Below are 18,150 nucleotides of genomic sequence, written 5' to 3' on the forward strand. Positions count from 1 at the left end.
GAATTGCGTGTTATGGAATCATCCATGGGAACACATAAGCTTGTAAGGTAATAATAATACCCATCATTACAGTGAAAACGATACTGTGTTTCACTGTAAAACGGAACAGGTCTGATTCTTTACCTACTAATCCTACCGCAGCACATGCAATGGCAATCGATTGTGGAGAAATCATTTTTCCTGTCACCCCACCACTGGTATTGGCTGCAACCAATAACACTTCAGGCACTCCAATTTGACGTGCTGTCGTTGCTTGCAGTGCGCCAAACAATGCATTCGCTGACGTATCTGAACCGGTTAAGAACACCCCAACCCAGCCCAAGAATGGCGAGAAGAATGTAAAAGCTTTACCCGTATGCGCCAGTGCCAATGCCAAGGTTGCTGACATACCCGAATAATTGGCAATAAAGGCAAAGGCCAACACCATACCAATCGAATAAATCGGTGTTTTCAATTCATAAATAGTTTCACCAAAAGTCACCACAGCTTCTTTTGGCTTCATTTTCAAGAAAAGAATGGTAATAACCGCAGCAATAAAAATGGCTGTACCTGTTGCAGAGAACCAGTCAAATTTAAAAATAGCATCATAGTTTTTGATTTCAGGTACAACGGGTGGCATTTTTTGCACCAATTGATGCAAATATGGCACTTTGATTGAAATCACTAAATCATGCAATGCACCGTCTTTGGTAAACAAATCTTTAAAAGGTTTGACACTCCAAATCGTCACCATTACGGTTAAAATCATAAATGGAGACCAAGCTTTGGCAATTTGTCCAATGCTGTATTTCTGTTGCTTTTGAGCCTCTAGATTTTCATCAACATTTGCATCCTGATCAGCAAAGCGGAAGATATGCTTTGGTTTCCAGTATTTAAGTAAAATCGTCAAAGTCACTAAAGATGCAATTGCAGCGGTAATATCGGGTAATTCTGGGCCAACAAAGTTAGAGGTTAAATATTGTGCAATCGCGAATGATCCACCCGCCACAATAACTGCTGGCCATGTTTCTTTAATCCCACGCCAGCCATCCATAATCCCCATGATCCAGAACAGAACGATAGGCACCATAAACGGTAATTGACGACCCACCATCTGGCTGATTTCCATGGTATCGACCCCAGAAACCTGTCCTGCAACAATAATTGGAATACCCATGGCACCAAATGCAACAGGTGCAGTGTTCACAATTAAGCAAAGTCCTGCTGCATATAATGGTTTAAAACCTAAACCAACCAATAACGCAGCGGTAATTGCCACTGGTGCACCAAAACCTGCCGCACCTTCAAGGAAAGTACCAAATGCAAATCCCACCAACAGCATTTGTAAACGCTGGTCTTCAGTAATGGATAAAATTGAAGAACGGATAATATTAAATTGACCCGTTTTTACTGAAATTTTATATAAAAAGACTGCGCCAATAATGATCCAAGCAATCGGCCATAAACCGTAGAAAAAGCCATAAATCATTGATGCAAATGCGATTGTTACAGGAACCTGATAAGCAAAAAGTGAAACCAGTAATGCTAAAACAACGGTAATTGTTCCCGCCACACTACCTTTTAAGCGAAAAACAGCCAGTGCGAGGAAGAAAAAAATAATAGGAATAAGTGCAATAAAACTGGAGATCCAAATATTGCCAAGAGGATCATAAATCTGTTGCCAAGATTGAAGCATTGTCATCTCCTTGAAATGCTTACTGGTACATGAATAATGGAATAGTGGTCTGAACACTGATAAGATTACTTAATAATTGGTATGACCAATATTAAATAAAATAAAAAAATATTCCGTATTTACACAAATATAGTAAATTTTGTTTAATTAAAGATCAATATCGGTCTAACATATTTTATATTGGTCAGACCAATATTTGGTAAATTTCCGTCATAAAATCTACTTATCCAACAAGCTCTAAAATCATAAAAATGGACAGTAGCTTTGTTTTTATTTAATTTTTTAGCATAAAATACGAAAACATCTCCCAGTCTAAAACTTTAGTCTAATAGTCTATTTTTTATTGTTTACGCTGTACTTTAAAGCAGCAAAATTAAGTTCAAGAGATCCAAATCAAGATATTATTTTGCAAAAAAACCGATTATTTTTTAAAATTCAGCCTTAAAAAAAGCTCATCATAAAATCACTTTTTCGATATAAATCATTTCCAATAAAATGACATTTGCAACAGGAATTGCCCATTTCAAGCCCTTTATTTTCATCAATCTCTGCCTCGAAAGCATTTCTGCCCAGCCAAAAATAATGCTCCCACTGACACAGTTCCCAATACGATACATGGTAATTTTTGAATATTGAGTTAACTTCAGCTGCTGTCTTTTTAAGTTAAAAAAATCAATCATCATTTTCCAAAATCGTTATCCCCTTAAAAATTGCAGATATTTTTTTGATTGGTTATTTTTACGAAAAAAAATTTCCCTAAGAGTGCTATAATTAAGCCAACTATAGATTCTCCTCGGCTACCAATTATCGTGGTGCCTATTTTATATCGTTAGGACTAACAATGACTGATAATGCAACGATCTTGCAGAATGTACCAGTAGGTAAAAAAGTTGGGATTGCCTTCTCTGGTGGCCTTGATACTTCAGCTGCTCTATTGTGGATGAAACAAAAAGGTGCTGAACCTTATGCCTATACCGCAAATTTAGGTCAGCCAGATGAAGATGACTATGATGCGATTCCAAAGAAAGCTGAAGCTTATGGCGCAGTAAAAGCACGTTTAGTGGACTGCCGTTTACAGCTTGCACTTGAAGGTATTGCTGCAATTCAATGTGGCGCATTCCATATCAGTACCGGTGGTGTTCCTTACTTCAATACAACACCTCTTGGTCGTGCAGTTACAGGTACTATGCTTGTTACCGCAATGAAAGAAGATGATGTCAACATTTGGGGTGATGGTTCAACGTATAAAGGTAACGACATTGAACGTTTTTACCGTTATGGTTTGTTGACTAACCCTGCGCTTAAAATCTATAAACCATGGTTAGACCAGACGTTTATTGATGAATTAGGCGGCCGTGCCGAAATGTCACAATTCTTAATCGACAATGGTTTTGATTACAAAATGTCGAAAGAGAAAGCTTACTCAACTGATTCAAATATGTTGGGTGCAACGCACGAAGCAAAAGATCTTGAATACCTCAATGCTGGTATCAAAATCGTTGACCCAATTATGGGCGTTGCTTTTTGGAAAGATGACGTAGCGGTTAAAGCTGAAGAAGTCACGGTTACTTTTGAAGAAGGTATGCCTGTTGCTTTAAATGGCCAACGTATCGAAGATCCAGTTGAGTTGATTCTTGAAGCGAACCGTATCGGTGGTCGTCATGGTCTAGGTATGTCGGATCAAATTGAAAACCGTATCATTGAAGCGAAATCTCGTGGTATTTATGAAGCGCCGGGTATGGCTCTACTTCATATCGCTTATGAACGTCTGGTCACAGGGATTCATAACGAAGATACCATTGAACAATACCGCATCAACGGTTTACGTTTAGGTCGTCTACTTTATCAAGGTCGTTGGTTTGACTCTCAAGCGCTTATGCTGCGTGAAACTGCACAGCGTTGGGTTGCTAAAGCCATTAGCGGTACTGTGACGTTAGAACTGCGTCGTGGTAATGACTACACCATTATGAACACTGAATCTGAAAACCTCACTTATGAAGCTGAGCGTTTAACCATGGAGAAAGGTGATTCAATGTTCTCTCCGATGGATCGTATTGGTCAACTCACCATGCGTAATTTAGATATCACAGATACACGTGCTAAATTAAGCATTTATACCAACACTGGCTTACTTGCAGTGGGTACGGGTTCTGCTGTTCCGCAATTAAAAGACAAAAACAAATAAGTTTGTTTAAAGTCAAAAAACCGCCTCATAAGGCGGTTTTTTTTATATCTCATTCTAAAGTTTGATTTAAAATTTTAAGCGACTTGTGTTGTACGAATAGATTGATAATAAATTTGATTTCGTCCCAGTTCCTTCGCTCGATATAAAGCCTGATCTGCAATGCTGAGTAATTCTTCTTTACCTAACTCTATTTCCCCCCGATACACGGTAACCCCTAAACTAATCGTAATATGATTTGAGACTAAAGATTTGATGTGCGGAATTTCTAAACGATCAATGGCTTTATATATATTGGATGCCACGGCATAAGCACCATGCGCGTCGGTTTCAGGTAATAACACCACAAATTCTTCGCCACCATATCGCGCAACAAAGTCCATATGTCGTATGGCATTTTTAACTGATTTTGCAATAGAGGAAATCACATCATCCCCTTTTTGATGACCATAAAAATCATTATATTTCTTAAAAAAATCGACATCAATAAACAAAACAGACAAAGGCGTTTGATCACGACGGGATTGTTCGTAAAATACATCCATCATTTCATCAAATGTTCGACGATTTGAAATTTTAGTCAGTTCATCATGCTGACTTAAATGGAGTAATTCTGAATTATAAATACGGTGAATTTTTTCACTTACTTTGGAACGCATTGAATATAAATAAATCATTCGTTCACGGGCAAAAATCATCTGGCTAATCACATAGCCGAGCATACAGCTGCCAAACAGAATACGTGCTAACACCATCGCATCAAAATTAACATTCAGTCCGACAAAAATAAAAACTGTGACTGTTGCTGCGGATAAACCCGTCATCAACATATAAAAGGGTTTCACCCCAGTCAGAATATAAGCCAGTATATAAATAATACAGACGATTGCCATCGCTTGATTTTGTAAGGCAACCGTTTCAACCGTAATGGTCAGCCATGAAATTGAAACAATTGCCCAAAACATGATAACCATGGAAGCATGAGAAAAATATGGACGCGCTTTAGGAGAAGAAGCAAAAAAGAATAACGCCAACAAACATAGAGCGCCATTTAGTAATCCAAGCATACATTGCAAAAAATCATGCACAAAATATTGCTTATCGATAATCCAATAATCACTGGGCACCATGACGACAGTAAAAATAAAATAAGCTAAAATACCACCCCAAACATATTTTTCCACATGCTTTCGGGCACGTTCTAAGTTTTTTGACCAAAACTCTTGTTCCATTTTTTTTGGAAAAACTTGACCTACACGACGACTTTGCCGCGTAATCAGTTCTTCTATTTTTTCTTTATCGTACTGTAATTTAGCCAGATTATACTTATATTCCATTGCTAGGCATTATGTAATTCTTTTAGTTACTTAAAATAACATAATTTTATTGTTTATAATTATATATATCTCACCATTTGTCTTTAATTCCCGTTACCATTTTCACACTTTATGGATTATCATTTGTTTTATTTCTTTGATTGAAATGACCTTGAATACGATCACTCTTCTCCAGCCAGATGATTGGCATGCTCACCTTCGCGATGGTCTCTCATTACAACGCACGGTTCCTGATTTAGCTCAGCAGTTTGCTCGCGCAATCTGTATGCCCAATACTGTTCCTCCTGTAAAAACAGTTGAAGAAGCAATTGCGTATCGTGAACGCATTATGGCACATGTACCAGAAGGCATCGCCTTTGACCCACGTATGGTGCTTTATTTCACTGACCACACTGCGCCAAGTGAAGTCAAAAAAATTAAAGAATCTGAACATGTAAATGCCATCAAGCTATATCCTGCTGGTGCAACCACAAACTCAGACAACGGTGTCAGCGATATTCGTAAAGTTTATGCGGTGATTGAACAACTTGAAGAACACCAAGTGCCTTTACTGCTACATGGCGAAGTCACTCACAGCCATGTCGATATCTTTGATCGTGAAAAACGCTTTGTAGATGAAATTTTAGCGCCATTACTTAAACAATTTCCAAAGCTAAAATTGGTTTTGGAACATATCACCACCAGTGAAGCTGCACATTTTGTCCTTGAACAAGACCGCAATGTAGCTGCTACAATTACGCCACAGCATTTATTGTTTAATCGCAATGATATGTTGGTCGGTGGTATCAAGCCGCATTTCTATTGTTTGCCTATTTTAAAACGTCAAACCCATCAGCAAACTTTACTTGAAGTTGCAACCAGCTCGAATCCTAAGTTTTTCTTAGGTACAGACAGTGCGCCTCATTCAAAAAATGCCAAAGAAAATGCATGTGGTTGTGCAGGTTGTTATAGTGCACCGACCGCAATTGAATTATATGCTCAAGCTTTTGACCAAGTTGGTAAAATTGACCGTCTAGAAGGTTTTGCCAGCCATTTTGGTGCTGACTTCTATGGTCTTCCACGTAATACCAACACCATTACCTTGGTCAAAGAAGATCAAATTATTCCGACCAGTTTAGACTATTTGGATGGTGAACAAATTATCCCTCTGTATGCGGGTAAAACCATTCAATGGAGAAAAGTGTGACAGATGAAACCCAACCAATAATTGGTCAACGTTTCCGTGGATTTTTACCTGTTGTTGTGGATGTCGAAACAGCAGGTTTTAACTCACAGACCGATGCCTTATTGGAAATTGCAGCAATCCCAATCATTTATAATGAAGCAGGTCAGTTTGTGCCAGGTGAAGCTTACCATGCACATATCAACCCTTTCCAAGGGGCTAACTTAGACCGTCGTTCCTTAGATTTTATTGGTATTGATCCGTCCAATCCAATGCGTATGGCCATGGCTGAAGATGAAAAGACCGCATTAAAGCGTATTTTTAAAGCCGTGAATGAGGTACGTCGTCAGCAAAACTGTACCCATGCCGTATTGGTTGGACATAATGCCCATTTTGATTTAGGTTTTGTACAAGCTGCTATTGCGCGTACTGGAACTAAAAATCAAAATCCTTTTCACAGTTTTTCTGTATTCGATACAGTGACTTTAAGTGCTGTGATGTTTGGTCAAACGGTACTAGCAAAATCTTGTATTCAAGCTGGAATTGAGTTCGATGGCAAAGAAGCACACTCTGCTTTATACGATACTCAAAAGACTGCGGAACTATTCTGTTATATTTTGAACAAACTCGCACCTTACCTACTTGACACTTTGGCGGCGGATCAATAAGATACCGCCATCTTCTAAACGTCCCTATCGTCTAGAGGCCTAGGACATCGCCCTTTCACGGCGGTAACCGGGGTTCGAATCCCCGTAGGGACGCCATCTATTATTTCTGCTTTATTCGATTTCTAAATATTGCTCTATATATTTAGCCATAAGTTTATTTATAATTGATCGATACTCTTATTTATCAATTTCATTAAAAATAATCCTTATTTCTGTTTTTTAATACACAATACTTAACAATAATTTTTTGTTTTTATTTTCCCTACCTTTACCCTAAGACTTGCTTACTCATTCACTTAGTTTTGTAGCCCCTTGCATTTTAAGTTCAACTGCATACAGCATCATAAAAATGTACCTTTGATTAAGCCATGCATAAGCACTATTTAAAAACTGCGCTTTTTTTATTTTGAATTTGTTATTTTTTATGCAATCAATTCAATCTTATAAAAATAATGCCATTACAGGTTTGACAGCCTGATCAAAAATCCATACTATACCCATCACCTCATTACGACCCTATCGTCTAGAGGCCTAGGACATCGCCCTTTCACGGCGGTAACCGGGGTTCGAATCCCCGTAGGGTCGCCATATATCGTGCTATACGATCATTCAAGCTCCAACATTCATCATTATTGCATTGCAGATTTGTAGTTTTTCACTACAATAGCTCGCTTCATCTATATCTTTCCTTTTCTCTTATGCAGCCATCTCATACTCCGAATGATGCTTCGCATCAGGGCAATTCTGCGCCATTAAAACGCGCTATGAGTACCCGACACCTAGTCATGATTTCGCTTGGTGGCGCAATCGGGACAGGGTTATTTTTAGGTTCGGGTGAAGTCATTGCACAAACGGGGCCTGTGGGTGCCATTTTTTCTTATCTTTTAGGCGGTTTAATTGCCTACGCTGTGATGCTTTGCTTAGGCGAGCTTGCCGTACATATGCCTGAATCTGGCTCTTTTGGTAGCTATGCACAAAAATTCATTGGTCCTGGTACAGGCTATACCATTACATGGTTGTATTGGCTCACTTGGACTGCCACCCTTGGAACTGAATTTACTGCTGCCGCACTACTGATGCAAGAATGGTTTCCTCAAATTTCAGTCTGGATTTGGACGATTGCTTTTGCTGCAATTGTTTTTGGGCTGAATATGACATCAACCAAACTGTTTGCTGAATCTGAATTCTGGCTGTCTTTAGTCAAAGTTGTGACTGTGATTGTCTTCATTATTTTAGGTCTTTTGGCCATCTTTGGCATACTTTCTTTCCAAGGTCACTCATCTGCGCCTTTATTTAGCAATCTCACAGCTCAAGGTTGGTTCCCTCAAGGTTTATTCCCTATTTTTGCCACCATGCTGATTGTGAATTTTGCCTTTTCAGGGACAGAATTGATTGGTGTTGCCGCAGGTGAAACAGAAGATCCAGCGAAGAATGTACCGAAAGCTATTAATGCCGCAATTTGGCGACTGTTAATCTTCTTTGTCGGGACAATTGTCGTCATTAGCGCACTCTTGCCACATCAAATGGCAGGCTTAAATGCTGAAGGGGTCAGTAGTAGTCCATTCGTGACCGTGTTTACCTATATTGGTATTCCATATTCAGAAGATATTATTCGCTTTGTCATTATCACTGCGCTGTTATCCGCGGCAAATTCTGGCTTGTATGCTGCTTCGCGTATGATGTGGTCTTTATCGGATAAAAAACAATTACCTGCTGTATTTTCTACAGTCAATCATCGTGGTATTCCATTTGTTGCCATTATTGTCACCATGTTTGGCGCACTTCCGGGCTTATTATCAGAACAATTTGCACCTGAAACAATTTTTAAAAATTTACTCGGAATAGCCGCATTTACCATGGTGATTGTATGGATGAGCATTTGCTTAAGCCAATTCAATTTCCGTCGCCAGTGGTACAAAGCGGGTCATACAGCGAAAGAGTTAGGCTTTGCTGCACCACTCTTTCCAATCGTCCCCATTCTTGGTTTTGTTTTCTGTTTGATCACTGGTATTAGTATGGCAACTGATCCAGAAATGTTACCGGGCTTTATTGGTTGTCTAATCTTTATTGCAGGTTGTTATCTGAGTTATTATATTTTCTACCGAAAGCAAAACTAACACACAAAAAGAGTGGCCAAGTACCACTCTTTTTTTTAAGCTAAATACAGACAATGTCCTCTATAAAAAATCTGAGCCTGTATGAAAATCATTTTTATTCACGGCATGAATCAACAAAATTATGATGAAAATGCTTTAAAACAACATTGGTTAAATGTATTTAAAACTGGCTTAAATCATGCAGAGCAAAATATTGAGCTTAAATCACTGGATATTAAACTGCCCTTTTATGGCGACTTACTGAGCAAACACCAGCTCTATAACATTTTAGATTTAGCCACACTACTCCCTAAGTCACTTTTACATTTACACCTTCCCTTTCACCTCAGACAGAACACATCTATTATTCAAGAACATAGACCATGTGTCACCCCCTTACCCTGTTTCAATCCTGAGCAATCTGAATCGCTCACTCAGCGTTTATCCGTCATTTCAGCGTTAACCAAAGACCATGCTTTTAGAGAATTAAGCATGTTTCTCAACCACTACCCAAAACTACACGAAACACTGATTCATAAATTTTTAATCGAAACCTATTTGTACTTGTCCAATCCGGACTTTATGCATGAAGTTCACCAAAGAATTATGTCCCATATCCATCCGACTAAAGATCATATTATTGTGGCGCATTCATTAGGAACCGTCATTGCCTACAACTTGTTGCATCAATTTACCCATTTTAGAGTGCATCGGTTTATTACCCTCGGTTCACCACTTGCATTTAAAGTGGTTCAAGAAAAACTTAACTTACCTATTTCTCGACCACCTCAACTGCATGGCGATTGGTTTAATTTTTATTCGCCCGATGATTTCCTAACCGCATTCCCTTTATCCGAAGCACCTTTCAATTTCGAACCGCCGATTATTAATCAAGCAATCACTACGCTTGTGAATAATCCACATCAAATTACCGGTTATTTACAACACCCAGCGGTCATCAAAAGCATTGTGGATGTCTTAAAGCTCAAAAAATAAGCCACTTCAAAGTATATCCCACAGATTTGTTTTATTTTTATTCATTTGATTCTATTTTTAAAGATTATGCTCGAAAAAGGTTTGACAGCTTTTCATATCCACCCTATTATACGCCCACCTCTGAAACGACCCTATCGTCTAGAGGCCTAGGACATCGCCCTTTCACGGCGGTAACCGGGGTTCGAATCCCCGTAGGGTCGCCATTTAATTTATGGTTTTGTTTTCAGAAGTATGCCTCACCTATTGACCCTATCGTCTAGAGGCCTAGGACATCGCCCTTTCACGGCGGTAACCGGGGTTCGAATCCCCGTAGGGTCGCCACATTCGAGATTGAAAAATCTCATAAAAAAGCCTGATTAATAATAATCAGGCTTTTTTATTTTCAGCAGTATCATCTTCAAAATCGCATTGTGTTTTATACTCAAGTCCAACAAAACAATAAATTATTACTTCATGCAGATTCGTCTATTTCATAAAACCAATTCGCGCTCTCAACGCATCGTATGGTTATTAGCAGAATTAAAACTCGATTATGAATTGGTTTTTTGTGATAACAATCCATCGGATCAAAACTCAGCGCACATTAAACATCCGCACCTACTGGCTAAATTTCCAACTGTGCAAATTTGTGAAAATGATGGTTCAGATGTGATTACCCTTGCTGAGACAGCTGCAATTGCAGATTATTTTAGCTATTTATGTAATGACTTAGGCATAGTTCAACTTACTCATCAAGAAATACAGCTTTATTATTATTGGAAAAATTTTGCTGAAGCGACGTTGATGCCTGATTTGGCACTCAAACAAATTTTTGCTGCTATTGTGGCAAGAACACCTTGGGCAGTACGTCTTGTCAGTCAATTGCTAAAGTTGGGATTTGATCGAGGCTATTTAAATCATACCTTGCATCAACATCTGCAAATGATTGATGGACATCTAAAAAACCACAGCTATGTTGCAGGTCAGCAGTTCACCATTGCAGATCTTTTATTATGGTTTCCCTTGCTGGCTTGCACACAATCCAACCCAGCGTTTGAATCATTACCGCATATCCAGCGTTATTTATTACTCATCCAAAGCAGACCCGCCTTTCAACGTGCATTGGAGAAAGGACAATGGTCTGCTGTGGAGTTTCAATCGTATTGGTCTAAAGCATGGTAATCAATACCTATGCACTACGACGTGAATTGACGCGACCTTTAATCATAGCGGTAATATTGCCTTTGGCGTATTTTAAGAATACTTTAAGCGGGGACAATTTAGGATTTGGACGTTTACCCTGCGCAATATCTTTAAACTGTGCGGCATACCAAATAATTTCCATAATCGCCATTTTATCGACCATCGGAATACCTGTTTTAATATTATTGACTGCGTAACGCACATCTTGCCCCGCAATCAGACGATCTGTTAAATCGGTTTCGACGGCCAAAGGACGTGCAATACCAATAAATTCACAAGCACCACTGTCTAAGGCTGCATTCATTCCTTCTACGGTACGGAAACCACCCGTCACCATTAAATGGCATTTTACTTCTTTGCGAATGTTCTCTGCAAAATCGAGGAAATATGCTTCGCGGGCAATAGTACTGACTTTACGTTTATCGGCTTTAGCCCCAGCCATTGCCGGTGCTTCATAGGTTCCGCCTGAAATCTCAATTAAATCAATACCCGCCTCATCAATGGCTTTAAAGACAGTAATCACTTCTTCTTCCGTAATACCGCCACGCTGGAAGTCTGCTGAATTTAGCTTTACTGAAATAATAAATTGCTCTGAAGTCGCTGCGCGTACAGCTTGATAAATTTCCAATAAGAAGCGCATACGATTTTCAATTGAACCGCCCCATTGATCTTGACGTTTATTGGTCAATGGCGATAAAAATTGACTGATCAGATAACCATGTGCGCCATGTAACTGTACGCCTTCAAAGCCCGCTTTTTCACAAATTTTTGCCGATGTTGCAAAGCGCTGAATAATGTCCAAAATTTCATCTTCACGTAATTCACGCGGTGTACCAAAAGTTGTCGCCAGCATCGGACTAAACGGCACAGCCGAAGGGGCAACAGTTTCTTTATTGAGTCCTTTGGGGCACTGGCGCCCCGGATGCGACAATTGAATCAATTGCACCATGCCATATTGCTTACCAATTGCTGCCCAGCGTTGCAATTGAGCGAGATCACGCTCTGATTCAATCACCACAACACCCGGTTCATTTTTGGCACGAAAGTCCACCATCACATTGCCGGTAATTGCACAACCTAAGCCACCTTTTGCCCATGCTTCATATAAACCCCAGTGTAATTGGCTCGGCTGACCTGCATAATTGGCTAAGGCTTCACTCATCGCACCCTTAATAATGCGGTTTTTAAAGTTAATATTTCGAATACTGGCTGTTTCAGCAAGATGACTCATACTCATACCCTAATTTATTTGTCGTTATGTAGAGCTAAAACTCTAAACTTTTTATATTATCCGTCAATGACTATTCTGACAATATGACTTGTCAGTAAACTTATACATACTGGCTTGCGGCAATCAATTGTTGGGTATATTCCGTTTGCGGATTTAAAAATAATTGCTCTGTGGTCTGAAATTCCATCACTTTGGCACGACGTAAAACCAAAACTTTTTGACAAAGTGCTTTCACAACCTGTAAATCATGGCTGATAAATAAATAACTAATTTGGTGTTCTTGCTGCAAATGCCTTAACAGCTTCACAATCGCCCGTTGTGTGGTGCGATCCAGTGCCGAAGTCGGTTCATCCAGTACCAGTAATTTAGGGTCAAGCACCAACGCTCGTGCCAAAGCCACACGCTGCCGCTGTCCCCCCGAAAGCTCATGTGGGTAACGCGTTCTAAAGCGAATGGGTAATTCTACTTTTACTAAAGCTTCATCAATGCGCTGTGATATTTCAGAATTAGAAAGTTTTTTTAAACCCAAACCCTCCCCAATGGTCTGCTCCACATTCAAACGTGGATTTAAGCTGCTAAATGGGTCTTGAAAAACGATTTGAAATTCAGCACGTAAAGGACGTAATTGTGTTTCATTGCATCGGTTTAAATCTGTACCAAGCAAAACAATTTCACCCTCACTTTTAATGAGTCGGGTAATCGCCAAAGCCAGTGAACTTTTACCTGAACCACTTTCCCCAACAATGCCAATCGACTCACCCTGTGCCAACTGTAAATCTAAAGGTTCAACAGCGACAAAGTAATCTTTGACTCGGTTTAACCAACCCTGCTTAATTGGAAACTTCACCGCAACATTGTGTAAAGTCAATATATGAGGACGATCTGCAATCGCGATGGCTTGACCAAAATCATGATTCAATAAATCTTGGGTATATACCTGCTTTGGATGTTTAAATATTTCGTCAACACTGCCCTGTTCTGCAACCAGACCTTTATTCATCACAATCACCTGATCGGCATAGCGATGAACCAAATTTAAGTCATGGCTAATCAAGATCATAGCCATATTGCGGCTTTGTTGTAATGATTTAAGCAGCGCTAAAATTTGCGCCTGTAAAGTCACATCCAAAGCCGTCGTTGGCTCATCCGCAATTAAAATATCGGGATCTAAGGCCAAAGCCATGGCAATCATCACACGTTGACGCTGACCACCCGACAGCTCATGCGGATAACGGCGTAATTTATCCTCTGGATCGGTCATGCCAACATCGTTGAGTAATTCGATAATTCGTGCTTGGGTCTTTGCTTTTGACCAGCCTTGCAGCAACAATGTTTCACCAATAATCTTTTCCACCCGATGTAATGGGTTTAATGCCGTCATCGGTTCTTGGAAAATCATCGCCATTTTCTGACCACGAATTTGTCGCAGTTGTTCCGACTTGAGGGTCAACACATCTTGTTGCCCCAACCAGACCTGACCTTTTATGCTTAACGTACTGGGTAAAAGTCCCAGTAAAGCCAAACTACTGATAGACTTACCCGAACCACTTTCACCGACAATGGCAATGGTTTCACCAGCATGCAGCTGAAAATTTAAATCATCCACCAACAGCTGTTGCTCATGCTGAATATTTAAATGTTCTACAGCCAATACCACTTTTGAATTATTGACGTCTTGGATCGAATGCATCACGTGTCGCCTCCCCAATATAAATCAATAAAGATAAAACAATGGCCAAGGTAAAAAAGCCTGACAGTGCCAACCACGGTGCATTTAGGTTCGACTTGCCTTGTAATAACAATTCACCTAAGGATGCCGCATCTGGAGGCAAACCATATCCTAAGAAGTCTAAAGCCGTCAGTGCGGTAATATTGGCCGTCAACATAAATGGCAGTTGTGACAAACTTGAACTCATGGCATTAGGTAAAATATGCCGAAACATAATGGTTCGATCACTAACTCCCAGACCACGTGCTGCACGAACATAGTCCAAATTACGGGCTTTCAAAAATTCTGCGCGTACCAACCCCACCAGTGTCGTCCAACCAAAACAGAGCATAATCAGAAACAGCCAATACACATTTGGGGTAAACATACTGACCAGAATCATCACCATAAATAATGTCGGCAAGCCACCCCAAACCTCAAGAATACGCTGCCCCAGTAAATCGACCCATCCACCATAATAGCCCTGAATTGCGCCCACCATAATTCCCAGAATGGCTGAAGCAAAGGTTAAGGCAAAGCCAAAAAGCAGCGACACGCGCAAACCATAGAGAATACGTGCCAACACATCACGTCCTTGGTCATCGGTTCCTAACCAGTTTTGCGCAGTTGGTGCAGAAGGTACAGGCACTGCTAGTTCTAAATTTGGTGTTTGGTAGGAATATTGAATCAGGGGCCAAAGCGCCCACCCTTGATCATCAATCAGCTGTTGTACTACGGGATCTTTATAATCGGCTTCTGTTTCAAATACACCGCCAAAGGTGGTTTCGGGATAGGATTTAAAAACAGGGAGATAAAATGAATCATCATATTTCACTAACAACGGTTTATCGTTGGCAATCAATTCCGAAGCCAGCGACACAATAAAAATCAGCGCAAATAAAATCAAACAAGCAAAACCGAGTTTATTTTCCTTAAAGCGTTTTAAGCGCATATGCATTAAAGGTGACATTACTCTGCACCTCGCGAATCAAAATTAATACGCGGATCAATCACCTGATACAGTACGTCACTGATTAAACGTAAAAGCAAACCGAGCAAGGTGAATAAAAATAATGTACCAAAAATGACAGGATAATCACGCTGTTGAATCGCTTCAAAACCAAGCAAACCTAAACCATCTAAATTAAAGATGATTTCAATAAATAAATTACCAACAAAGAAAATACCAATCAATGCTTCGGGTAAACCCGCAATCACAATCAACATCGCATTTCGGAACACGTGACCATATAACACGCGTGATTCACTTAAACCTTTAGAACGCGCAGCCAAGACATATTGTTTGTTTAACTCTTCCATAAAGGAATATTTGGTTAAATAGGTCAGTCCCGCAAAACCACCAATCACCATGGCCAATAACGGCAAAGTCATATGCCAAAAATAATCTTTAATTTTACTCAGCCAACTTAAGCTGTGAAAATTTTCAGACACTAAGCCCTGCAAGGGAAACCATTGAAAATAGGAGCCACCAGCAAAAAAGACTATCAGTAACACGGCAAAAACAAAAGATGGGATGGCATAGCCAATCGCCAATAACATTGAGGTCGATTTATCAAACAGCATGCCATGTTGGCGCGCCTTTTTAATCCCCAAAGGAATCGAAATCAGATAAATCAACAAGGTGCTCCATAAGCCTAAAGACAAGGACACTGGCATTTTTTCCCAGAGTAATTGGGTAACAGGTTTATCTTTAAAAAAACTGGTGCCAAAATCAAAGCTGGCATAACTTTTCAGCATAGTCCAAAAGCGTTCATGTGCAGGTCGATCAAAACCATATTGGGCTTTAATCTTCTCCACCATTTCCTCACTTAAACCTTTTGCACCCTGATAATTACTTTTGCTATGCGCAGTTTCACCACCCGTTGCACCCATGCCTTGAAAAGTTTCCGCTTGTTGAATCGCTTGCTCAACGGGCCCTCCCGGTGCAATTTGAATCACCACAAAGTTAATCAGTAAAATGAAAAACAGGGTCGGAATAATCAGCAGCAGTCTTTTTAATATATATATGCCCATCGAAACAATGTTCCTTGTGCCTTGGTGATTGCTTATTGTTGACGTAAATAATGCGTGATTTTTTGGGCTTGCTTGGCATCACTCCACCAATAGTCAATCCCCGATGATAACTTTGGTTTGACTTTAGGCTGATGATACATATTCCAATAGGCAAACCAGTTTTCACCTTTACCATAAGTCGGAATTTGATAATAACCAGCACGTAATAATCGATCGAGCACCTTGGTTCTCAGCACCAATTGTTCGCGATCTGGTGCCTGAATGACCTGCTGAATGACAGCATCAATCACCGCATTTTTAATGCCCGAATAATTATAATTCCCCGGCTGATCTGCCGATGCACTGCCCCAAAACTGCGCCTGCTCATTGCCCGGATTAAGTGACTGTGGCATCACGCTGGTGGTCATGTCAAAATCTTTACTTCGCATTCGTTCAATGTACTGTGGCACATCGACTTGTCGAATAGCAACATCAATACCCAAACGCTTCATATTGCGGATAAATGGCATGAGGGTACGCTGCAAACCCTCTTGATGAATGAGAAATTCAATCTGAATGGGCTGGGCTTTGCTGTCCAGTAATCGTCCATTTTGGAAGGTATAACCTGCTTTTAATAACTGTTGCCGTGCAATGAGCAAATTATTACGATTAAAACCACTGGCATCAGAAATTGGATATTGCCAAGCTTTAAGCACACCCTGACGTTGAATCGGATTTAATCGTGCCAAATACGGCTTTAAAATGGCCATTTCTGCCTGACTAGGAACACCTTTCGCTTCAAGTTCACTGTTGGAAAAATAGCTCTGCAAGCGTTGATATTGCCCATAAAACAAAGCTTTATTTTGCCATTCAAAATCATAAGCATTGCTGATGGCTTGACGAAATTGAATGTCATTAAAAGGGGCACGGCGCGTATTAAAGACAAAACTTTGTGTCGCAATCGGATTGTGGTGCTGAAATCTATATTTCACCACCATCCCCGATTTCACAGCAGGAAAATTGTATTCCGTAACCCATTTACGCGCAGTCATTTCTTCATGCAAGGTATATTGACCCGACTTAAAACCTTCAAAAGCAATGTCTAAGCTACGGTAATAGACATACTTCAAACGCGCAAAATTATAACGCCCTTTATTCACCGCTAAGTCTTTGCCCCAATAATTGGGATTCAATTTATAGGTAATACTGCGACCCGCATCAATGCGATCAATTAAATAAGGCCCTGAACCCAAAATAGGTTGCAAAGTGACACGGGTAAAATCTTTATGCAGCCAATCCTTTTTTGAATAAATCGGCATTTGCGACAAAATCAGCGGCATTTCCGTGTTCTTGTCCGATTTAAAACTCATCTTGACCACATATTTGGACAAGACTTCAGTTTTATCCAAATCAGCCAAATACATTTGCAAACCCGGATTGGATTTGGTCTGATAAGCATCAAAACTGAACTTGACATCTTGTGCTGTCACGGCACTGCCATCGCTAAAACGTGCTTTAGGATTTAAATGAAAAATGACATATTGGGTTTTTTGAGGATCAAAGGTGACTTTTTCTGCCAGCAAAGGATACATCACCCCAGGCTCATCTAGTGAACTTGACATCAACGAGTCAAACAGATGTTCAACTCCATCTGTGGAACTGCCTTTACCATTCATACTATTTAAGTTATCGAACGTGCCATTACTGGCGGTACTTAAATAGCCTCCTTTCGGTGCATGGGCATTGGCATAAGGCATGACAGACAAGCCAGCATATTTCGGCTGACTATGTACGGCAATATACGGTGTAGTCTGCACAGCAGCCCACACCCCTTGAGTCAGAAGACCCAGTCCACAGGCAAAACCAAAGTGTTTTGCACTAGCCAATAACATGTAAAAGC

General features: G+C 40.1%; 14 protein-coding genes and 4 tRNA genes. 10 read left to right on the plus strand and 8 right to left on the minus strand.

All coding sequences use genetic code 11. The features are described from left to right. Window positions 1-10 precede the first annotated feature (10 nt). A complete protein-coding gene (gene lldP, locus B9T30_RS02225; RefSeq protein WP_171264102.1) occupies window positions 11-1,681 on the minus strand; it encodes an L-lactate permease in 1,671 nt (556 codons plus the stop codon). 449 nt (window positions 1,682-2,130) lie between these two features. Next, complete coding sequence (locus B9T30_RS02230; protein ID WP_143223185.1) at window positions 2,131-2,355, minus strand: hypothetical protein; 225 nt, start codon at window positions 2,353-2,355, stop codon at window positions 2,131-2,133. Between the two features lie 161 nt (window positions 2,356-2,516). On the opposite strand from B9T30_RS02230, the gene argG reads away from it, so the two are divergent. Further along, the gene (gene argG / locus B9T30_RS02235) at window positions 2,517-3,860 is read left to right on the plus strand and encodes an argininosuccinate synthase (protein ID WP_086183583.1); all 1,344 of its coding nucleotides are present in this window, start codon (window positions 2,517-2,519) and stop codon (window positions 3,858-3,860) included. Window positions 3,861-3,934: 74 nt separating this feature from the next. Here argG and B9T30_RS02240 read toward each other — a convergent pair whose 3' ends face one another. Further along, entirely contained in the window at window positions 3,935-5,194 is a 1,260-nt protein-coding gene (locus B9T30_RS02240) for a GGDEF domain-containing protein (RefSeq protein WP_086183584.1), read from the minus strand. Window positions 5,195-5,345: 151 nt separating this feature from the next. Between B9T30_RS02240 and pyrC the strand changes: the two genes are divergently transcribed. From pyrC to B9T30_RS02285, 9 genes are all read left to right on the plus strand, one after another. Next, window positions 5,346-6,380, plus strand: a complete 1,035-nt coding sequence (gene pyrC, locus B9T30_RS02245; protein WP_086164566.1) for a dihydroorotase — start codon at window positions 5,346-5,348, stop codon at window positions 6,378-6,380. After that, complete coding sequence (gene rnt, locus B9T30_RS02250; RefSeq protein WP_086164221.1) at window positions 6,365-7,024, plus strand: ribonuclease T; 660 nt, start codon at window positions 6,365-6,367, stop codon at window positions 7,022-7,024. Before pyrC ends, rnt begins: the two co-directional genes overlap by 16 nt. 20 nt (window positions 7,025-7,044) lie before the next feature. Then, window positions 7,045-7,120 (plus strand) — tRNA-Glu (locus B9T30_RS02255). A 416-nt stretch (window positions 7,121-7,536) separates the two neighbouring features. Beyond that, a tRNA-Glu gene (locus B9T30_RS02260) sits at window positions 7,537-7,612 on the plus strand. A gap of 110 nt (window positions 7,613-7,722) precedes the next feature. After that, entirely contained in the window at window positions 7,723-9,141 is a 1,419-nt protein-coding gene (locus B9T30_RS02265; protein ID WP_086183585.1) for an amino acid permease, read from the plus strand. 81 nt (window positions 9,142-9,222) lie between these two features. Beyond that, complete coding sequence (locus B9T30_RS02270) at window positions 9,223-10,116, plus strand: hypothetical protein (RefSeq protein ID WP_086183586.1); 894 nt, start codon at window positions 9,223-9,225, stop codon at window positions 10,114-10,116. Window positions 10,117-10,243: 127 nt separating this feature from the next. Next, a tRNA-Glu gene (locus B9T30_RS02275) sits at window positions 10,244-10,319 on the plus strand. A gap of 42 nt (window positions 10,320-10,361) precedes the next feature. After that, window positions 10,362-10,437: transfer RNA gene (locus B9T30_RS02280), tRNA-Glu, on the plus strand. 132 nt (window positions 10,438-10,569) lie between these two features. Then, window positions 10,570-11,277 (plus strand): glutathione binding-like protein, encoded by a 708-nt coding sequence (locus B9T30_RS02285; RefSeq protein WP_086183587.1) that lies wholly within the window; start codon window positions 10,570-10,572, stop codon window positions 11,275-11,277. A 7-nt stretch (window positions 11,278-11,284) separates the two neighbouring features. On the opposite strand, the gene B9T30_RS02290 is transcribed toward B9T30_RS02285, so the two are convergent. The 5 genes from B9T30_RS02290 to B9T30_RS02310 all read right to left on the minus strand — a co-directional run bounded on the left by B9T30_RS02290 (window position 11,285) and on the right by B9T30_RS02310 (window position 18,142). Further along, the gene (locus B9T30_RS02290; protein WP_086183588.1) at window positions 11,285-12,529 is read right to left on the minus strand and encodes an NADH:flavin oxidoreductase/NADH oxidase family protein; all 1,245 of its coding nucleotides are present in this window, start codon (window positions 12,527-12,529) and stop codon (window positions 11,285-11,287) included. Between the two features lie 100 nt (window positions 12,530-12,629). After that, complete coding sequence (locus B9T30_RS02295; protein WP_086183589.1) at window positions 12,630-14,219, minus strand: ABC transporter ATP-binding protein; 1,590 nt, start codon at window positions 14,217-14,219, stop codon at window positions 12,630-12,632. Continuing rightward, window positions 14,194-15,207 (minus strand): ABC transporter permease, encoded by a 1,014-nt coding sequence (locus B9T30_RS02300; protein ID WP_086183590.1) that lies wholly within the window; start codon window positions 15,205-15,207, stop codon window positions 14,194-14,196. Before B9T30_RS02300 ends, B9T30_RS02295 begins: the two co-directional genes overlap by 26 nt. After that, window positions 15,207-16,271 carry a microcin C ABC transporter permease YejB gene (locus B9T30_RS02305; protein WP_086183591.1) on the minus strand — a complete coding sequence of 355 codons (1,065 nt, stop codon included), beginning with the start codon at window positions 16,269-16,271 and terminating at the stop codon, window positions 15,207-15,209. The genes B9T30_RS02300 and B9T30_RS02305 overlap by 1 nt, the downstream gene beginning before the upstream one ends. Window positions 16,272-16,303: 32 nt before the next feature. Then, window positions 16,304-18,142 (minus strand): extracellular solute-binding protein, encoded by a 1,839-nt coding sequence (locus B9T30_RS02310; RefSeq protein ID WP_086183592.1) that lies wholly within the window; start codon window positions 18,140-18,142, stop codon window positions 16,304-16,306. Window positions 18,143-18,150: the final 8 nt, after the last annotated feature.

The sequence above is a fragment of the Acinetobacter sp. ANC 4973 genome (genome assembly GCF_002135275.1).
GTDB classification, from domain to species: Bacteria; Pseudomonadota; Gammaproteobacteria; order Pseudomonadales; family Moraxellaceae; genus Acinetobacter; species Acinetobacter kyonggiensis.

Bases quoted from the DNA above. Each gene is read 5' to 3' on its own strand.
- lldP (WP_171264102.1), bottom strand. From the start codon at position 1,681: ATGACAATGCTTCAATCTTGGCAACAGATTTATGATCCTCTTGGCAAT.
- B9T30_RS02230 (WP_143223185.1), bottom strand. From the start codon at position 2,355: ATGATTGATTTTTTTAACTTAAAAAGACAGCAGCTGAAGTTAACTCAA.
- argG (WP_086183583.1), top strand. From the start codon at position 2,517: ATGACTGATAATGCAACGATCTTGCAGAATGTACCAGTAGGTAAAAAA.
- B9T30_RS02240 (WP_086183584.1), bottom strand. From the start codon at position 5,194: ATGGAATATAAGTATAATCTGGCTAAATTACAGTACGATAAAGAAAAA.
- rnt (WP_086164221.1), top strand. From the start codon at position 6,365: ATGGAGAAAAGTGTGACAGATGAAACCCAACCAATAATTGGTCAACGT.
- B9T30_RS02265 (WP_086183585.1), top strand. From the start codon at position 7,723: ATGCAGCCATCTCATACTCCGAATGATGCTTCGCATCAGGGCAATTCT.
- B9T30_RS02270 (WP_086183586.1), top strand. From the start codon at position 9,223: ATGAAAATCATTTTTATTCACGGCATGAATCAACAAAATTATGATGAA.
- B9T30_RS02285 (WP_086183587.1), top strand. From the start codon at position 10,570: ATGCAGATTCGTCTATTTCATAAAACCAATTCGCGCTCTCAACGCATC.
- B9T30_RS02290 (WP_086183588.1), bottom strand. From the start codon at position 12,529: ATGAGTCATCTTGCTGAAACAGCCAGTATTCGAAATATTAACTTTAAA.
- B9T30_RS02295 (WP_086183589.1), bottom strand. From the start codon at position 14,219: ATGCATTCGATCCAAGACGTCAATAATTCAAAAGTGGTATTGGCTGTA.
- B9T30_RS02300 (WP_086183590.1), bottom strand. From the start codon at position 15,207: ATGTCACCTTTAATGCATATGCGCTTAAAACGCTTTAAGGAAAATAAA.
- B9T30_RS02305 (WP_086183591.1), bottom strand. From the start codon at position 16,271: ATGGGCATATATATATTAAAAAGACTGCTGCTGATTATTCCGACCCTG.
- B9T30_RS02310 (WP_086183592.1), bottom strand. From the start codon at position 18,142: ATGTTATTGGCTAGTGCAAAACACTTTGGTTTTGCCTGTGGACTGGGT.